The sequence below is a fragment of the Sulfitobacter sp. SK025 genome, assembly GCF_003352105.1.
GTDB classification, from domain to species: Bacteria; Pseudomonadota; Alphaproteobacteria; order Rhodobacterales; family Rhodobacteraceae; genus Sulfitobacter; species Sulfitobacter pontiacus.
On sequence record NZ_CP025808.1, the window covers coordinates 1,544,251 to 1,561,912 of the forward strand.

Here is a 17,662-nt window from a genome sequence, read left to right on the forward strand (position 1 = left end):
GGATACCGCTATGCACCCCGCCCCCACGACGATCTCAGATGTCAGCCTTGCGCCCGATGCGATCGGCATCAAGGCCACAGATGTGACCGTGACCTATCGCAACGGCCACACCGCGCTTTATGATGCCAGCTTCGAGATCCCGCGCGGTACGATCACGGCGTTGGTCGGGGTGAACGGGGCGGGGAAATCCACGCTGTTCAAGGCGATCATGGGCTTTGTGCCCGCCGCGCAGGGGCAGATCACCCTGCTGGGCAAGACCGTCAAACAGGCGTTGCGAGAAAACCTTGTGGCCTATGTCCCGCAGTCAGAAGAGGTCGATTGGGCCTTTCCGGTGCTGGTGCAGGATGTGGTAATGATGGGGCGCTATGGGCATATGGGGTTTCTGCGCCGTCCCAAAGCCGCCGATCATGCCGCGGTGGACGATGCCCTGCGCCGCGTCAATATGACCGATTTCCGCCACCGCCAGATCGGAGAACTGTCCGGCGGGCAGCGCAAACGCGTTTTTCTGGCGCGCGCCTTGGCGCAGAACGGGCAGGTGATCCTGCTGGACGAACCCTTTACCGGCGTAGACGTAAAGACCGAGGACCAGATCATCGACCTGCTGCGAGAGTTGCGCGACGAAGGACGGGTGATGCTGGTGTCGACGCATAATCTGGGCTCTGTCCCGGAATTCTGTGACCGGACCGTCTTGGTCAAGGGCACGGTGCTGGCCTATGGCCCGACGGAAACGGTCTTTACCCATGACAATCTGGAAACGGCTTTTGGCGGGGTGCTGCGGCACTTTACCCTTGGGGGGCAAGACCTGCACGATGATGACGACGGGCGCGAGCTGCGGATCATCACCGACGACGAACGCCCCTTCGTGCATTACGGCGAACGCATCGACACCTCCGAGGACGACACATGATCGACCTGCTGCTAGAGCCGTTCAGCTATGACTATATGTTCAACGCCATGTGGGTGTCGGCGATGGTGGGGGCGGTTTGCGCCTTTTTGTCGTGCTATCTGATGCTCAAGGGCTGGTCGCTGATCGGCGACGCGTTAAGCCATTCTGTCGTGCCCGGTGTGGCGGGGGCCTATATGCTGGGGCTGCCCTTTGCGCTTGGCGCGTTTCTGGCGGGCGGTATGGCGGCGGGGGCGATGCTGTTTCTGTCGGGGCGGTCGGGGCTGAAGATCGACGTGATCATTGGCATCATCTTTACCGCTTTTTTCGGCTTGGGCCTGTTCATGGTGTCGCTATCGCCCATGTCGGTCAGCATCCAGACCATCATTATGGGCAATATCCTTGCCATCGCGCCGCAGGATATCGTGCAGTTGGCGATCATCGGGGTCGTCTGTCTGACCGTGCTGCTGCTGAAGTGGAAAGACCTGATGGTCACCTTCTTTGACGAAAACCACGCACGCTCCATCGGGTTGCGGCCCGAGCTGTTGAAGGCGGTGTTCTTCATGCTGCTGTCGGCGGCGGTGGTGGCGGCGATGATGACCGTCGGGGCCTTTCTGGTGATCGCCATGGTCGTGACACCGGGGGCGACGGCCTATCTGCTGTGTGACCGTTTCCCACGGCTGATCATCGTATCGGTGCTGATCGGCACGATCACCAGCTTTCTGGGGGCCTATGCCAGCTATTTTCTGGACGGTGCCACGGGCGGGGTGATCGTCACACTGCAAACCGCGATCTTCCTGCTGGCCTTTATCTTTGCGCCCAAACACGGTGTGCTGGCCGCGCGGCGCAAGGCTGCGGCGGCGCTCAAATCCTTGCGAGACGGGGTGGCCCCATGATCGAGACGTTGCTGTTTCCCTTCCAGTTTCCCTTCATGCAGAACGCTTTCTGGATCGTCCTGCTGGTCGCCCCGCCGACGGCGTTGCTGTCATGCTTTCTCGTGCTCAAGGGCTGGGCCTTGATGGGCGATGCCGTCAGCCATGCGGTCCTGCCGGGGGTCGTGCTGGCCTGGATTACGGGTTTGCCGTTGATTGTAGGGGCCTTTGCCGCGGGCATGTCCTGCGCGATGCTTACCGGATACCTGAGCTACAATAGCCGGATCAAACAGGACACCGTGATGGGGGTCGTCTTTTCGGGCATGTTCGGGATCGGCATCATCATGTACACCTCGATCACCACGAACCAGCATCTGGATCACGTGTTGTTCGGCAATATGCTGGGCGTCGGCGTGCAGGATCTTTGGACGGCGGGGCTGATCTCGGCCTTTGTGACGGCGTTTCTGGTGCTCAAGTGGAAAGATCTGCTGCTGCACGCCTTTGACCCCGCACAGGCGCAGGCCAGCGGGCTGCACACGGGGTTCTTGCACTATGGGTTGCTGGCGGTGTTGTCGCTGACCATCGTGGCGACGCTGACGGCGACGGGGCTGATCCTTGCGGTGGCGTTGCTGGTCACACCGGGGGCGATTGCCTTTCTGGTGGTGCGCAGCTTTGGCCCGATGCTGATCGTATCTGTGCTGGTCTGCCTGTTGTCGATGTTCGCGGGCGTCTACGCCAGCTTCTTTCTGGATAGCGCACCGGCGCCGACAATCGTGTTGATCCTGACGGTGATCTTTGTCCTCGCCTTCATCAACCGTTTGCTGGTGACGCGCCGCACCTCGCGTCAGGCGGCACGCGGGTAGCCTTGAAGGGGAGGCGGGCTCTAGACCCGCCCGACCTTGAACCCGCGGGACAGATGATTGCACATGGCAAACAGCAGCAATGCGCCGGGCAACATAGATGTCAGCGTAAAGGCCATGACCATCCCGATATCGGTCTGAAAGCCGAACATCGCGCTGAGCGCCATAGAGATCGGCTTGGCGTTGGTGGTGGTCAGGATGCGGGCAAAGACGACTTCTACCCAACTGAACATAAAACAGAAAAACGCAGTCACCGCGATGCCGGGCGCGATCTGCGGTAGCAGGATTTTCCAGATGTAGCGGGGGCGCGAATAGCCATCCAGAAACGCCGTCTCGTCCATCTCGCGCGGGACGGCGGCGATGAAGCCCTGCAGAATCCAGATCGATACCGGCAGGTTGAACAGACAATGGGCCAGCGCGATGCCGGTGACCGAGTTGACGATGCCAAGCACCGAAAAAAGCTGGAAGATCGGCAGGGTCAGCACTACCGGCGGGGTGATGCGAAAGGCGATGAAGCTGAAGAACAGGTGTTTGTCCCCCAGAAACGACAGCCGCGCAAAGGCAAAGGCCGCGGGCAGGGCGACGGGGATGGTGATCGCGATATTGATCAGCACATAGGCGACTGAATTGCCAAAGGCCGCGCGCAAGCTCGGGTCGGCCCAGATGGCGCGATAATTGCGCAGCGTCGTCTCGCCCAGGCTCAGCCCGTCCTGCGCCAGCGTCGCGGTAAAGCTCAGCACCGTCATCTGCACCAGCGGCAGGATAGTAAAGAGGATGAACGCCCCCAGCAGCGCCAGTTTGATCACGGGCCATGCCCGACGCGGTATCATCACGGCACCCCCGGTTTGGGATCGTCAAGCTTGGCCTGCACCTTGGTAAAGACCCATGCCACCGACAGCACGATCAGAAAATATAGCACCGACCGCGCGGCCGAGGGGCCGTAGTTGAACGCCTTGATCTCCTCGCCCAGATCGACGGCGAGGAACAGACTGGCCTCGGCCGGGCCGCCGGCATTGATCGGAAAGGCCTCGGTGTAGATCATGAAACTGTCCATGAACCGCAGCAGCACCGCCATGAGCAATACGTGCTGCAACCGCGGCAGCTGTATATGGCGAAACACCTGCCACGGGCGCGCCCCATCGATGGCGGGCGCCTGATAAAGCGGGTCGGGGATCGTGGTCAGCGCGCTATAGGCGAGGATGACCACAAGGCTGGTCCAATGCCACGTGTCCATTGCCAAGATCACCACCCATGTCAGCACGGCGCTGTCCTTCCACGCGGCGGGCCAGCCGTAGCCCGCCAGCCACTGCCCCAAAATGCCTGTGTCGTCGTTCATCAGGCTCAGCCAGAGCGCAGGGATCATATTCCAAGGTACCAGCAGCGGCAGCGACAGCACAGCCAAGGCCGCCCCCGCCCAGATCCGTCCGCGCGGGATGCACAGGGCCAGCGCGATCCCCAGCGGGATCTGGATGCACAGCACGAAGGTCGAGAACAGCGCGCTGCGCCCGAAGCTCGCCCAGAAACGCGGGGCGGTGATCAGGTCGCGAAACCATTCGGTGCCGATCCAGAAGCGCGATTGCAGGGTGAAAATCTCGAAGAACGAATAGTTGATGACGGTGATCAGCGGGATCAGCCCGACCACCCCCAGCAAGAGGCAGGCGGGGGCGACAAAAAGCCAGCCGCGCGAGTCATGCTGCTTCATGGGGTTCTGTCCATGTTTTGGTCAGGCCGTCACAACCGAGGTGCCCCAGCCCGCGCACTCCGCCTTCAGCGCATCGGGTAGGTGGTGGTCGGTGAACAGCGTGTTCACATCGCGCAGCGAACAGATCGTCAGCGGGGCCTTGCGCTGGAACTTCAGGTGGTCGGCCACGACCATCACCGTGCGTGACCGCCCGATGGCGGACCGGCTGACCAGCACCTCTTGCCCGTCGAAATCCAGCAGATCGCCATCCGCATCAATGGCAGAGCAGCCCAGAACCGAGAAATCGAACTTGAACTGCTTGACCATCTCGGCAGTCAGCCCGCCCACCATGCCGCCATCCGCGCGGCGCAAGACGCCGCCTGTCAGGATGATCTCGCAGCTTTGGTTGGCGGCGAGGATATTGGCGATGTTGAGGTTGTTTGTCACCACCAGCAGGTTTTCGTGATGCAGCATTTCCTGCGCGACTGCCTCGGTACTGGTGCCGATGTTCATGAACACCGACGCCCCATGCGGTATAGCCTGCGCGCAATGTTCGGCGATGGCGCGTTTGCCTTCCTCGTTCAGGCGGCGGCGTTCGTCATAGACGATATTCACCACCCCCGACGGGATCACCGCGCCGCCATGCACCCGTTCCAGCTTGCCGCTTTCAGCAAGCTCGGACAGGTCGCGGCGGATGGTCTGCACGGTGACGTTATACGCCTCTGCCAGCCCGTCGACGGTGACTTTGCCGTCCTTGCGCGCCAGCTCCAAAATCTCGCGCTGTCTGAAATTTGACATAGATCCCCCCGTCTTTGGCTGGGGATGCCCAAGGTTTCTGCACGCCCGACCAAAACTTACAATCTACGGAAAGCGAAGCACGTCAAGGCCGCGAATCGTGGTATATCGTCTGTAAGGCGCAGAAATGCGCGTCAGGCGAAGGATTAATGCGCCTAAAATCAAGGCTATAGTCGAAAACGAAAAGAAACGAACGTTCGATCTTGAAAAACGAAGGGGCTTGGTGTCTTTTGTCACGACGTCCCGCAAACCTAGCTGCGAGACGCGAAAATGATGCGGGGAGGCTTCATTGAGCCAGCTTGAAACAGAACACAGCGTCGATCTCTTTGTGATCGGCGGAGGGATCAACGGCTGCGGCATTGCACGCGACGCCGTGGGCCGTGGGTTTACCGTCGAGCTGGCAGAGATGAACGATCTGGCCTCGGCGACCTCCTCGGCCTCGACCAAGCTGTTTCACGGCGGGTTGCGCTATCTGGAATACTGGGAGGTCCGCCTTGTCCGCGAGGCGTTGATCGAACGCGAAACCCTGCTGAAAGCGATGCCGCATATCTCTTGGCCGATGCGGTTTGTGCTGCCTTATCATAAGGATATGCGGTTCGAGGGGGATACGCCCACCTCAAAGCTGCTCAACGTGTTCATGCCGTGGATGAAGGGGCGTCGCCCTGCGTGGCTGATCCGCTTGGGTCTGTTCATGTATGACAATCTGGGCGGGCGGCAGATCCTCAAGGGGACGACCGCGGTCGATCTGACCCAGGCCCCCGAGGGGGCACCGCTGCAGGACAAGTTCGAAAAGGCCTATGAGTATTCCGACTGCTGGATCGAAGACAGCCGTCTGGTGGTATTGAACGCCCGTGACGCCCAAGCCCGTGGTGCGCGGATCAACACCCGCACCAAGGTCGTCTCTGCCGAGCAGGTCGACGGCATGTGGCAGGTCACGCTGGAACCGAAAGACGGCGGCCCCCAACGCGTGGTACAGGCCAAGATGCTGGTCAACGCCGGTGGGCCGTGGGTGGAAAACGTGATCCGCAACACCGTGCGCATCAATTCCTCGGAAGGGGTGCGGCTGGTGCGGGGCAGCCATATCGTGACGCCCAAGCTGTATGAGCACGACAAATGCTACTTCTTCCAAGGCGAAGACGGGCGTATCATCTTTACCATTCCTTACGAGACAGATTTTACCTTGATCGGCACCACAGATGCCGACCACACGGATGTGTCTGAAAAGCCGGTCTGCACCCCTGAGGAGCAGGATTACCTCGTGCGTTTTGCGTCCAAATACCTGAAAAAGCAGATCACCACCGACGATATCGTCTGGACCTACTCCGGCGTACGCCCGCTGTATAACGACGGGGCGAGCTCTGCCACGGCGGCGACGCGGGACTATGTGCTGAAGGTCGACACATCCGCCGGTGCGCCGGTGCTGAACGTCTTTGGCGGCAAGATCACCACCTACCGCCGTTTGGCCGAAAGCGCGCTAGAGAAGATCCAGCCCTATTTCGCCAATGACGCCAAACCCTGGACGGCGGGTGTCGCCTTGCCTGGCGGCGATTTTCCGGTAGACGGCGTGGCGGCGTTGAAAAAAGAGTTGCAGGACCGCTACGGCTTTTTGACCCAACGTTGGGCGGATCGTCTGGTCAAAGCCTATGGGCGCGAGGCATTTGATGTCTTGGGCGACGCGCAAACCGCGGCAGATCTGGGGCGTGATTTCGGCGCGACCCTGACCGAGCGTGAGGCCAAGTGGCTGATCGACAAGGAATTTGCCCGCACCGCTGACGACATCATCTGGCGCCGGTCCAAACTGGGCCTGCGGCTTGACGCGGATGAATTGAACACGTTGGAAGCATGGATGGTGGAAACCACCGCCACGCCCGCCGACAACACTACAGCCGCCACTGGCGCGTGAAGGGGAGAGGAACATGTCGCTCGTTTTGCAAGGCGTGTCCAAGGTCGTAAACGGCCAGACGCATATTCATCCGACAGATCTTGAGCTGCAGTCCGGCACCATGAACGTGCTGCTGGGGCCGACATCTGCGGGCAAGACCTCCCTGATGCGGTTGATGGCAGGGCTGGATGTGCCCAACACCGGCAAGGTGATCTGGAACGGCGAGGATGTCACCGGCATGCGCGTACAGGATCGCGGTGTGGCGATGGTGTATCAGCAGTTCATCAACTACCCGTCGATGACCGTCTATAACAACATCGCGAGCCCCATGCGATTGCTGGGCAAATCCAAGGACGAGATCGACAGCGCCGTGCGCAAGGCCGCCGATCTGATGCAGTTGACGCCGATGCTAGACCGCAAGCCACTGGAACTGTCGGGCGGGCAGCAGCAACGCTGCGCGCTTGCACGGGCTTTGGTCAAGGATGCGGGGCTAGTGTTGCTGGACGAGCCATTGGCGAACCTCGATTACAAACTGCGCGAAGAGCTGCGGGCCGAGATTCCGAAAATCTTTGAAGAAGCAGGGTCGATCTTCGTCTATGCCACGACCGAACCCGAAGAGGCGCTTTTGCTGGGCGGGCACACTGCCACATTGTGGGAAGGGCGCATCACGCAGTTCGGCCTGACCCCCGTGGTCTACCGCCAGCCCGTCGATGCCACGACCGCGCGCGTCTTCTCTGATCCGCCGATGAACTTCCTCAACATCACCAAGGCCGGCGACACGCTGACCTTTGGCGATGGCAACACGGTCGCGACCTTCGGGAACTTCAAGACCGTGGCCGATGGCAGCTATGTTGCGGGCTTCCGCCCGAACCACCTTGAACTGTCCAAGCAATCTGACGACGCGCTGGAGTTTGCGGGCAAGCTGAACGTGACCGAGATCACAGGGTCGGAAACCTTTATCCACCTTGATCACCACGGTGAAAACTGGGTCGGTCTGGTGCACGGGGTCAAAGACCTCAAGATCGGGGCTCCGCTGAACGTCTATCTTGACCCGACACATGTTTACATCTTTGCCGAAGACGGCACATCCGTGGCCCCCGCATCCTATGCGGCAGCGGCCTGAGGGAGGACCGGACCAATGGCAAAAATCACCCTTGATAACCTGGCGCATTCCTATTTGCCCAACCCCACCAGCGAAGATGACTTTGCGCTGAAAGAGCTGAACCACGATTGGGTGGACGGCGAAGCCTATGCGCTTTTGGGGGCGTCGGGCTGCGGGAAATCCACGTTGCTGAACATCATCTCGGGCCTGCTGCACCCCAGTCAGGGCCGCATCCTGTTCAACGACCGTGACGTGACCAACGACCCCACGACCAAGCGCAACATCGCGCAGGTTTTCCAGTTTCCGGTGGTCTATGATACGATGACCGTGCGCGACAATCTGGCGTTCCCGCTGCGCAACCGGGGTGCGGATGCGGCCTATGTCGCGCAGCGCGTGCAGCAGATCGCGGGGATGATCGGCATGGAAGACATGCTGAACCGCAAGGCGCGTGGGTTGACGGCGGATGCGAAGCAGAAAATCTCGCTCGGGCGGGGGATGGTGCGCGAGGACGTGAACGCGCTGCTGTTCGACGAGCCGCTGACCGTGATCGACCCCCATATGAAGTGGGAGCTGCGCACGCAGTTGAAATCACTGCACCATGAATTCGGTCACACGATGATCTATGTGACCCATGACCAGACAGAGGCGCTGACTTTTGCGGATAAGGTTGTCGTCATGTATGACGGCCGCGTTGTGCAGATGGGCACCCCGCAAGAGCTGTTCGAGACACCACAGCACACGTTTGTGGGCTATTTCATCGGCTCGCCCGGTATGAATGTGCTCGACGCGACGGTGACCGGCGACAAGGCGGTCATTGGCGGCCACGAGATCGACTTGGGCCAGGGCTTTGCGCCGCTGGACGGCAAGGTCGAACTGGGCGTGCGCCCCGAATTCACACGGCTTGCCACGGGCGAGGCGGGGCTGCCTGTCACGATCAAGCGGATCGAGGACGTGGGCCGCCACAAGATCGTGCGTGCTGACTTTAATGGCAATGAAATCAACGTGATCGCCGAAGAAGGTGCCGAGATTTCGCCGGATATGAACCGCATTGTTTTCGACCCTGCCGGGGTGAATGTCTATGCCAACAGCTGGCGCGTTGCGCCGCAGGGGGCCTAAGATGATCCAATCCGCCGCTTTCCCGCTGACCCTCGCTGAAAGGACCGCGTCATGAACAAGACCGTCAATCAAAAGGCCTGGTTCCTTGTGCTGCCCGTGCTGCTTCTGGTGGCTTTCTCTGCCGTGATCCCGCTGATGACCGTGGTGAACTATTCGGTGCAGGATGCTTTCGCCGGAGATTTCTATCCGCTTGACGACAAGCTCGAGTGGTTCAAACAGATGCTGGCGAGCGAACGGATGTGGAATGCCTTGGGGCGTCAGGTAACATTCTCAGTAATCATTCTGGCGATTGAAATCCCGCTGGGCATCTTCGTGGCGCTGAACATGCCCAAGAAAGGGTTCTGGGCCTCGCTGTGTCTGGTCCTGATGTCGCTGCCGCTGCTGATCCCGTGGAACGTCGTCGGCACCATCTGGCAAATCTTTGGCCGCGTGGACATTGGCCTGTTGGGTTATACGCTGTCGGCCTTGGGCATCGACTATAACTACACCCAGGATTTCTATGCCGCATGGATCACTGTGATCGTGATGGATGTCTGGCACTGGACGTCGCTGGTGGCGCTGCTGGCCTATGCCGGTCTGCAATCCATCCCCGACGCTTATTATCAAGCGGCCAAGATCGACCAGGCGAGCCGCTGGAAAGTCTTCCGCTATATCGAGCTGCCCAAGATGATGGGGGTGTTGATGATCGCGATCTTGTTGCGGTTTATGGACAGCTTCATGATCTACACCGAACCGTTTGTCGTGACGGGCGGGGGGCCTGGTAACTCTACCACCTTCCTGTCGATCGATCTGGTCAAGATGGCCCTCGGACAGTTTGACCTTGGTCCTGCGGCGGCGTTCTCGATCATGTATTATCTGGTGATCCTGCTGATCTCCTATGTGTTCTACACCGTGATGACGAACCTTGATAAAAGGGATGGCCACTGATGTCCGATCTTGCACAAAAAAGAGGGTTCGCCCTGCCCAAGATCAAGGGCAATGCGATTGTCATGGCGCTCTATCTGCTGTTCTTGCTGCTGCCGATCTATTGGCTGCTGAACATGAGCCTCAAGACCAACACAGAGATCCTCAACAGCTTTACCCTGTGGCCGCGTGATTTGACGTTCGACAACTACATGACGATCCTGACGGATGCGTCATGGTACACGGGCTATCTGAACTCGATGGCCTATGTGGTGATGAACATGGTGATCTCGCTCGCGGTGGCGCTGCCGGCGGCCTATGCCTTCTCGCGCTACAGCTTCATGGGCGACAAGCACCTGTTTTTCTGGCTGCTGACCAACCGGATGGCCCCGCCCGCGGTTTTCGCGCTGCCGTTCTTCCAGCTTTATAGCTCTGTGGGGCTGTTCGACACGCATATCGCGGTGGCGCTGGCACATTGTCTGTTCAACGTGCCGCTGGCGGTGTGGATCCTCGAAGGGTTCATGCGTGGCGTCCCGAAAGAGATCGACGAGACGGCCTATATCGACGGCTACAGCTTCCCGCGCTTTTTCATCCGCATCTTCACGCCGCTGGTCGCCTCGGGGATCGGGGTCACGGCCTTCTTCCTGTTCATGTTCAGCTGGGTTGAGCTGCTGCTGAGCCGGACGTTGACCAGCGTGGACGCCAAGCCGATTGCTGCCACCATGACCCGTACCGTGGGCGCCGCCGGGATCGACTGGGGTGTGCTGGCCGCGGCAGGGGTGCTGACCATCGTGCCGGGTGCCCTGGTGATCTATTTCGTGCGCAACTACATCGCCAAAGGCTTTGCCTTGGGCCGCGTTTAACAAAGAAAGACCGGAGGAAACATTATGGACTGGATGGCTTGGACTTGGCCCACCGCCGCTTTCTTTGGGATCATCGCGGTGACGCTGATCACCTTTACGATCCTTGCAATCAAATTCCCCGAAGTGCCGCGCGCCGGTATACTGGGGATGGAAACGACGCGCGGTGACCGGTTGTTCATCACGCTTCTGGGCTCGGCCTTTATCAATCTGGCTTGGCTCGGGCTGCTCAGTGCGCCCCAATGGGGGGCATTGGTCGTCTGCCTTTTCTATGCCATCGCGGTTTTCCGCTGGGTCTAGGAAAGGAAAATAAGGGGGGCCGGCCTGCAAGAACCGGACCTCTCAAATGTTCAATTCTAGGGAGGAACATCATGAACTTGCGCTTAAAGGGAACGACTGCGATCGGGCTTGCGGCTTGCATGTTTGCCGCACCTGCGTTCGCCGACATGGAGGCCGCAAAGGCTTTCCTTGATAAGGAAATCGGCGATCTCTCCGCGCTGTCGCGCGAAGACCAGGAAGCCGAACTGCAGTTCTTTGTCGACGCTGCAAAACCGTTCGAGGGCATGTCGATCAACGTCGTGTCCGAGACAATCGGCACGCACACATACGAATCCACCGTTCTGGCCCCCGCTTTCGAAGCGATCACCGGCATCAAGGTCACCCATGACCTGATCGGCGAAGGTGACGTTGTCGAAAAGCTGCAAACGCAAATGCAGTCGGGCGAGAACATCTATGACGCCTATATCAACGATTCCGACCTGATCGGGACGCACTGGCGCTATCAGCAAGCCCGCAATCTGTCCGACTGGATGGAAGGCGAAGGCAAGGCCGTGACCAACCCCGGTCTCGACCTCGAAGACTTCATCGGCCTGTCGTTCACGACCGGCCCCGATGGCAAGATCTACCAGCTGCCCGACCAGCAGTTCGCGAACCTGTATTGGTTCCGCTACGATTGGTTCAACGACGAACAGAACAAAGCTGATTTCAAAGAGAAATATGGCTACGATCTGGGTGTTCCGGTCAACTGGTCCGCATATGAGGACATCGCCGAATTCTTCACCGGTCGCGACCTGTCGCGTCTTGGCGTCGAAGGCGAAGTCTTTGGCAACATGGACTACGGCAAGAAAGACCCGTCGCTTGGCTGGCGCTACACCGATGCGTGGCTGTCGATGGCCGGTGCCGGTGACGTAGGCGAGCCAAACGGTCTGCCTGTCGACGAATGGGGTATCCGCGTCAACGAAAACTCGCAGCCTGTGGGCTCTTGCGTTGCGCGTGGCGGTGCCACAAACGGGCCAGCAGCGGTCTATGCTGTGACCAAAGCGATCGAATGGCTGCAGAAGTATTCGCCTCCGGCGGCTGCGGGCATGACCTTCTCTGAGGCGGGCCCAATTCCGGCGCAGGGCAATGTGGCCCAGCAGATGTTCTGGTACACCGCCTTTACCGCCGCGTCGGTAGAGCCTGACCTGCCCGTGATGAACGAAGATGGCACGCCCAAGTGGCGCATGGCACCTTCGCCCCACGGTGCATATTGGACCGAAGGCACCAAGATCGGGTATCAGGATGCCGGGTCGTGGACGCTGATGAAATCCACTCCGGTGGACCGTGCACAGGCCGCGTGGCTCTATGCGCAGTTCGTCACCTCCAAGACTGTGGACGTCAAGAAAAGCCACGTTGGCCTGACCTTCATCCGTGAATCGTCGATCCAGCACGAAAGCTTTACAGAGCGTGCACCGAAACTGGGTGGTCTGGTTGAATTCTACCGTTCGCCAGCGCGCGTTCAGTGGTCGCCAACTGGTACCAACGTGCCTGACTATCCAAAGCTGGCGCAGCTGTGGTGGCAGAACATCGGCGACGCCATGTCCGGTGCGAAGACCCCTCAGGAAGCGCTTGATGCCCTGTGCGCGGATCAGGAAAAAGTCCTGATCCGTCTGGAGCGTGCCGGCGTTCAAGGGGACATTGGCCCCAAGATGAACGAAGAGCGTGACCCAGAGTACTGGCTGTCCCAGCCCGGTTCGCCCAAAGCGAAACTGGAAAGCGAAGACGAAGAGCCACAGACCATCGCCTATGATGAGCTGATCAAATCCTGGCAGTAAGCCACTCTTTCCGGGGCCGGTTCGCTGGCCCCGGAACCTTTGATTTTCCAACAACGCCGACATCCGTCATTGCCCTGACATCTGGTCGGGCCTGCCGACCCTTGCTAGGATACGGCACCATCTGACGGTTGCTACACTTCCAAAGGGACGCGCATGACGTATATCCTTGCCATTGACCAAGGCACCACCTCCACACGGGCCATCGTTTACGATGACACGATGACGTCGATTGCCAGCGCCCAGGAAGAATTTCCCCAGCATTTCCCCCAGTCCGGCTGGGTTGAACATGATCCCGATGATCTGTGGCGCACCACGCAGGCGACCTGCCGCGGGGCGATCGACAAGGCAGGGATCGCGGCGGGCGATATCGCCGCCATCGGCATCACCAACCAGCGCGAGACCGTTGTGGTCTGGGACAAGCAAACCGGCCGCCCAATCTATAACGCCATCGTCTGGCAGGACCGCCGCACCGCCAGCCAGTGCCGCACGCTGCGCGACGCGGGCCACGAAGAGATGTTCACCGACCGCACCGGTCTGCTGCTGGACCCGTATTTCTCGGGCACCAAGCTGGCGTGGATATTGGACAATGTCGAAGGCGCGCGCGACCGTGCCGCCAAGGGCGAGCTGCTGTTCGGCACTGTCGATTGCTTTTTGATCTGGAAGCTGACCGGCGGGGCCTCCCATGCGACGGATGCCACCAACGCCGCGCGCACCATGCTGTATGACATCCGCAAAGGCCGGTGGAGCCGGTCGATCTGTGACCTGCTCGACATCCCGATGGAGATGTTGCCAGAGGTCAAGAATTGCGCCGATGATTTCGGCCATACCGATGCGGATGTTCTGGGCGCTGCCGTGCCGATCCACGGGGTCGCGGGCGACCAGCAGGCGGCCACGGTGGGGCAGGCGTGTTTCGAGCCGGGGATGCTGAAATCCACCTACGGCACGGGCTGTTTCGCGCTGATGAACACGGGCGACACGCGGGTGCGGTCGGAAAACCGGCTGCTCACCACCATTGCTTATCAATTCGACGGCAAGCCGACGTACGCGCTCGAAGGGTCGATCTTTGTCGCGGGGGCCGTGGTGCAATGGCTGCGCGACGGTTTGCAGATCATTCAGGATTCGGCCGAGACGCAAGGGCTGGCCGAACAGGCGGACCCGCATCAGAACGTGGTACTCGTCCCCGCCTTTGTCGGGCTGGGTGCGCCCTATTGGAACCCCGATTGTCGCGGCGCGGTGTTCGGGTTGACCCGTGGCACGGGGCCCGCCGAAATGGCCCGTGCGGCGCTGGAAAGCGTCGGCTACCAGACACGCGACCTGCTTGAAGCGATGTCCGCCGACTGGAAAGCCGATGGCGTGCAGCCCACGTTGCGCGTCGATGGTGGCATGTCTGCCAGCGACTGGACCATGCAATTCCTGTCCGACATCATCGCCGCCCCCGTTGACCGGCCCACCGTGCATGAAACCACCGCCCTCGGGGTCGCGTGGCTTGCGGGGATGCACGCGGGTGTTTATCCTGATCAGGAACAGTTCGCGAAATCGTGGACACAGGAAACCCAATTCACGCCGAAAATGGACGATGACCAGCGCGACGCGAAATATGCGCTCTGGAAAAAGGCCGTTGACGCGACCCTGAATTTTTAAGGAACTCCCCATGACAGCCCCAACGCTTCGCCGGTATCTGACCCAAAACAGCTTTGACCCCGATCTGGTGTTTCTGCTGGAAGACATCGCATCGGCGTCGCGACTGATCGCCGGTCTCGTGCGTCGTGGTGCCTTCGAGGGCAACCTTGGTGCCGCCGGAGAGATCAACGTGCAAGGCGAGGCGCAAAAGACGCTGGATATCATGGCCAATGACGTGTTCGAGCGTGAGTGTGCCAACAGCCCGCGTGTCGCAGCACTTGTGTCGGAAGAGGTGGAAGAGGTTACTTGGCTGAAAGAGCCGCAAAAGGGCGACTACCTGCTGTATTTCGATCCGCTGGACGGGTCGTCGAACCTTGATGTGAACCTGTCGGTGGGGTCGATCTTCTCGGTCATGCAGGTGCAGGCCGATGGTGACCGCAACGTGCTGCACAACGGGCGCAACCAGATTTGCGCGGGCTATGCGATCTACGGCCCCTCGACCATGTTTGTGGTGACCAAGGGTGACGAGGTTGCAGGCTTCAGCAGCGATCCGGACACCGGCGAATTCAGCCTGACGCACCCCAAGATGACCGTGCCCGCCGAGACCTCGGAATACGCGATCAACACGTCACGCGCACGCTATTGGTATGCCCCCGTCAGCCGCTATGTGGACGAGGCCGTCGCCGGCAAGGAAGGCCCCCGTGGCAGGTCGTTCAACATGCGCTGGACCGCGTCGATGGTCGCGGATGTGCACCGTATCCTCACGCGTGGCGGCGTCTTTCTGTATCCCGCTGACAGCAACAACCAGAAAACCGGCGGCAAGCTGCGTCTGATGTACGAGGCGAACCCGATGGCGATGGTGATCGAAGCCGCAGGCGGTGCGGCATCGACAGGGCAGGGCGCGATCATGGACGTCGCCCCCACGGCACCGCACCAGCGCGTTCCGGTGATCCTTGGCTCGCGCGACGAGGTTGCCGTGCTTGACAGCTACCACAAAGACGCCGCTGACAGCTAAGCCGATGTTCTCGTTCTTCTCTCCGCAAGCGCTGTATTTCGGGCGTGGACAGGCCGCGCAGACGGCCACGCTGGCCGCTGGCTTTGGGACGCATGTGCTGATCGTGCACGGGTCCAATGCAGCGCGCGCGGCTTGGTTGGTCGAGGATTGCCGCGCGGCGGGCCTGTCGGTCACCACACAAAGCTGCGGGTCCGAGCCGAGCCTGCCAGCGCTGGAAGCAGGGCTCGGCCGTGTGTCAGCTGATCGGCCGGATGTGGTTGTAGCGCTTGGCGGCGGATCGGTGATCGACTTTGCCAAGGCGCTCGCGGCGCTGATCCCCTGCGCGGGGGCACCGCTGGACTACCTCGAAGGGGTAGGGGGCGGCAAACCGCTCGACCGCGCACCTTTGCCGATGATCGCGCTGCCGACCACGGCGGGCACGGGGGCAGAGGTGACCAAGAACGCAGTGATTGCCGTGCCGGAACATGGGGTCAAGGTCAGCCTGCGCGACGCGCGGATGATTCCCGATATCGCCATCGTGGATGCCGGGCTGATGCAGGGCGCACCGCGCCGCGTCACCCTTGCGGCGGGGCTGGATGCGGTCACGCAGGTGATCGAACCCTACCTGTCCATCAAAGCGACGCCGATGACAGATGCGCTGTGTCAGGCAGCGATCCCTAAGGGGCTGGCCGCCCTGCGTGCCGTGGTTGAACAAGACGCAGCGGAAGCGTGGGAGGACATGGCTTGGGTCAGCACCTGCGGTGGCTTGGCCTTGGCGAATGCGGGGCTGGGGGCGGTGCATGGCTTTGCCGGCGTGCTCGGCGGCCAGACCGGTGCCCCCCACGGAGAGATCTGCGGCGCGCTTCTGCCCGCGGTGCTGGCGTCTCACTTGGAAAAGGCAGAGGCAGGCACGCAGGTCCACACGCGCCTGATGTGGGTGCTTGGCCTGATCGACGATGCCTTCAACGTCGAAAACGGGGCAGGGATCACCGCCCTGCGCGATTGGTCCCGTCAGATGGGGCTGCGGACATTGGCCGAGATGGGGCTGAACCCCGAGGATCACCCAGAGGTGGCACGCCTCTCTGCCGGTGCATCCTCGATGAAGGGCACGCCCTTCGCGCTGACGCAGGACGAACTGATCGCCATCCTGCGCGCCTGACGCTTATCGGGGCGGGTTACAGCCCCAGCGATTTGCGCAGCATGTTCAGCGCCACGAGGATCAGGAAGACCGCAAACACCCGTTTCAACGGTTTCGGGTCCATCGCATGGGCCAGCCTAACCCCCAGCGGCGCGGTGATCAGCGTCATGGCGATGACAATGGCAAAGGTGGGCAGGTTCACCGCCCCCACCGTCAGCGGCGGGCTGTTGGGCGCGGCATCAACCAGCAGGAACCCGATGACAGAGGGCACGGCGATCAGCACGCCAAACCCCGCAGCGGTGGCCACGGCACGGTGGATCGGCACGTTGAACAGGCTCATCAGCGGCACGCCAAAGCTGCCCCCGCCGATCCCCATCAGCACCGATAGAAACCCGACTGATGGCGACAGCGCCGCGCGGGCGGCCCCACGGGGCATCGCCTGTCCCAAGCGCCAATGCGCCCGCCCAAAGGCCATGTATAGTCCGACGACCAGCGCCAGCCCGCCAAAGATGCCCTGCAAGACGCTCGTGCGCAGCTGTGCCACCACCAGCATCCCGATGATGGCCCCGATCACGATCCCCGGTGCCCATGTCTTGAGGATCGCCCAATCGACCGCGCCCTTTTTATTGTGGCTGTGCACCGACCGCAGCGAGGTTACGATGATCGTCGCCAGCGAGGTCGCCAGACACATCTGCATGAGCTGCGGGCTGTCATAGCCAAGCGCTCGAAACGCATAGAAAAACGCGGGCACCAAGACGATGCCGCCACCGACACCCAGCAGCCCCGCCAGCACACCGGCAAAGGCACCGATGGCCATGATCATAAGGACAATTTGCAGAAGGAGGGTGGGGTCTTGCATGGGG

General features: G+C 60.9%; 17 protein-coding genes. 13 read left to right on the forward strand and 4 right to left on the reverse strand.

Annotated features, from left to right (window positions below):
- The first annotated feature begins 10 nt into the window (after positions 1-10).
- The 3 genes from C1J04_RS07460 to C1J04_RS07470 are packed head-to-tail and all read left to right on the forward strand — an operon-like array spanning position 11 to position 2,618.
- Positions 11-907 carry a manganese/iron ABC transporter ATP-binding protein gene (locus C1J04_RS07460; RefSeq protein ID WP_050766242.1) on the forward strand — a complete coding sequence of 299 codons (897 nt, stop codon included), beginning with the start codon at positions 11-13 and terminating at the stop codon, positions 905-907.
- Positions 904-1,779 carry a metal ABC transporter permease gene (locus C1J04_RS07465; protein ID WP_009826619.1) on the forward strand — a complete coding sequence of 292 codons (876 nt, stop codon included), beginning with the start codon at positions 904-906 and terminating at the stop codon, positions 1,777-1,779. The genes C1J04_RS07460 and C1J04_RS07465 overlap by 4 nt, the downstream gene beginning before the upstream one ends.
- Complete coding sequence (locus C1J04_RS07470; RefSeq protein WP_009826620.1) at positions 1,776-2,618, forward strand: metal ABC transporter permease; 843 nt, start codon at positions 1,776-1,778, stop codon at positions 2,616-2,618. The genes C1J04_RS07465 and C1J04_RS07470 overlap by 4 nt, the downstream gene beginning before the upstream one ends.
- 20 nt (positions 2,619-2,638) lie before the next feature.
- On the opposite strand, the gene C1J04_RS07475 is transcribed toward C1J04_RS07470, so the two are convergent.
- From C1J04_RS07475 to C1J04_RS07485, 3 genes are read right to left on the reverse strand one after another with little or no spacing between them, the layout of a single operon-like run.
- Positions 2,639-3,445: a carbohydrate ABC transporter permease gene (locus C1J04_RS07475; RefSeq protein ID WP_009826621.1), complete on the reverse strand. Its 807-nt coding sequence runs from the start codon at positions 3,443-3,445 to the stop codon at positions 2,639-2,641.
- Positions 3,445-4,317 carry a carbohydrate ABC transporter permease gene (locus C1J04_RS07480; protein WP_009826622.1) on the reverse strand — a complete coding sequence of 291 codons (873 nt, stop codon included), beginning with the start codon at positions 4,315-4,317 and terminating at the stop codon, positions 3,445-3,447. The genes C1J04_RS07475 and C1J04_RS07480 overlap by 1 nt, the downstream gene beginning before the upstream one ends.
- 21 nt (positions 4,318-4,338) lie before the next feature.
- Positions 4,339-5,094 (reverse strand): DeoR/GlpR family DNA-binding transcription regulator, encoded by a 756-nt coding sequence (locus tag C1J04_RS07485; protein ID WP_005852573.1) that lies wholly within the window; start codon positions 5,092-5,094, stop codon positions 4,339-4,341.
- Between the two features lie 286 nt (positions 5,095-5,380).
- Here C1J04_RS07485 and glpD point away from each other — a divergent pair, with 286 nt between their 5' ends.
- The 10 genes from glpD to C1J04_RS07535 all read left to right on the forward strand — a co-directional run bounded on the left by glpD (position 5,381) and on the right by C1J04_RS07535 (position 16,820).
- A complete protein-coding gene (gene glpD, locus C1J04_RS07490) occupies positions 5,381-6,994 on the forward strand; it encodes a glycerol-3-phosphate dehydrogenase (RefSeq protein ID WP_009826623.1) in 1,614 nt (537 codons plus the stop codon).
- 13 nt (positions 6,995-7,007) lie between these two features.
- Complete coding sequence (locus tag C1J04_RS07495; RefSeq protein ID WP_009826624.1) at positions 7,008-8,096, forward strand: ABC transporter ATP-binding protein; 1,089 nt, start codon at positions 7,008-7,010, stop codon at positions 8,094-8,096.
- A 15-nt stretch (positions 8,097-8,111) separates the two neighbouring features.
- Positions 8,112-9,191: an ABC transporter ATP-binding protein gene (locus C1J04_RS07500; RefSeq protein ID WP_009826625.1), complete on the forward strand. Its 1,080-nt coding sequence runs from the start codon at positions 8,112-8,114 to the stop codon at positions 9,189-9,191.
- 51 nt (positions 9,192-9,242) lie between these two features.
- A complete protein-coding gene (locus C1J04_RS07505; protein WP_009826626.1) occupies positions 9,243-10,118 on the forward strand; it encodes a carbohydrate ABC transporter permease in 876 nt (291 codons plus the stop codon).
- Entirely contained in the window at positions 10,118-10,957 is an 840-nt protein-coding gene (locus C1J04_RS07510; RefSeq protein ID WP_009826627.1) for a carbohydrate ABC transporter permease, read from the forward strand. Before C1J04_RS07505 ends, C1J04_RS07510 begins: the two co-directional genes overlap by 1 nt.
- Before the next feature lie 24 nt (positions 10,958-10,981).
- Positions 10,982-11,254: a DUF2160 domain-containing protein gene (locus tag C1J04_RS07515; protein WP_005852584.1), complete on the forward strand. Its 273-nt coding sequence runs from the start codon at positions 10,982-10,984 to the stop codon at positions 11,252-11,254.
- A gap of 71 nt (positions 11,255-11,325) precedes the next feature.
- Entirely contained in the window at positions 11,326-13,047 is a 1,722-nt protein-coding gene (locus C1J04_RS07520; RefSeq protein ID WP_037954316.1) for an ABC transporter substrate-binding protein, read from the forward strand.
- A gap of 153 nt (positions 13,048-13,200) precedes the next feature.
- The gene (glpK, locus tag C1J04_RS07525; RefSeq protein WP_009826629.1) at positions 13,201-14,688 is read left to right on the forward strand and encodes a glycerol kinase GlpK; all 1,488 of its coding nucleotides are present in this window, start codon (positions 13,201-13,203) and stop codon (positions 14,686-14,688) included.
- A 10-nt stretch (positions 14,689-14,698) separates the two neighbouring features.
- Positions 14,699-15,682, forward strand: coding sequence for a class 1 fructose-bisphosphatase (locus C1J04_RS07530; protein WP_009826630.1), 984 nt, complete (start codon positions 14,699-14,701; stop codon positions 15,680-15,682).
- Positions 15,683-15,686: 4 nt separating this feature from the next.
- Positions 15,687-16,820 (forward strand): iron-containing alcohol dehydrogenase, encoded by a 1,134-nt coding sequence (locus tag C1J04_RS07535; protein WP_114865323.1) that lies wholly within the window; start codon positions 15,687-15,689, stop codon positions 16,818-16,820.
- A 16-nt stretch (positions 16,821-16,836) separates the two neighbouring features.
- Here the strand turns inward: C1J04_RS07535 and C1J04_RS07540 are convergent, their stop codons facing one another.
- The gene (locus tag C1J04_RS07540) at positions 16,837-17,658 is read right to left on the reverse strand and encodes a sulfite exporter TauE/SafE family protein (protein ID WP_009826632.1); all 822 of its coding nucleotides are present in this window, start codon (positions 17,656-17,658) and stop codon (positions 16,837-16,839) included.
- Between the last annotated feature and the right edge of the window lie 4 nt (positions 17,659-17,662).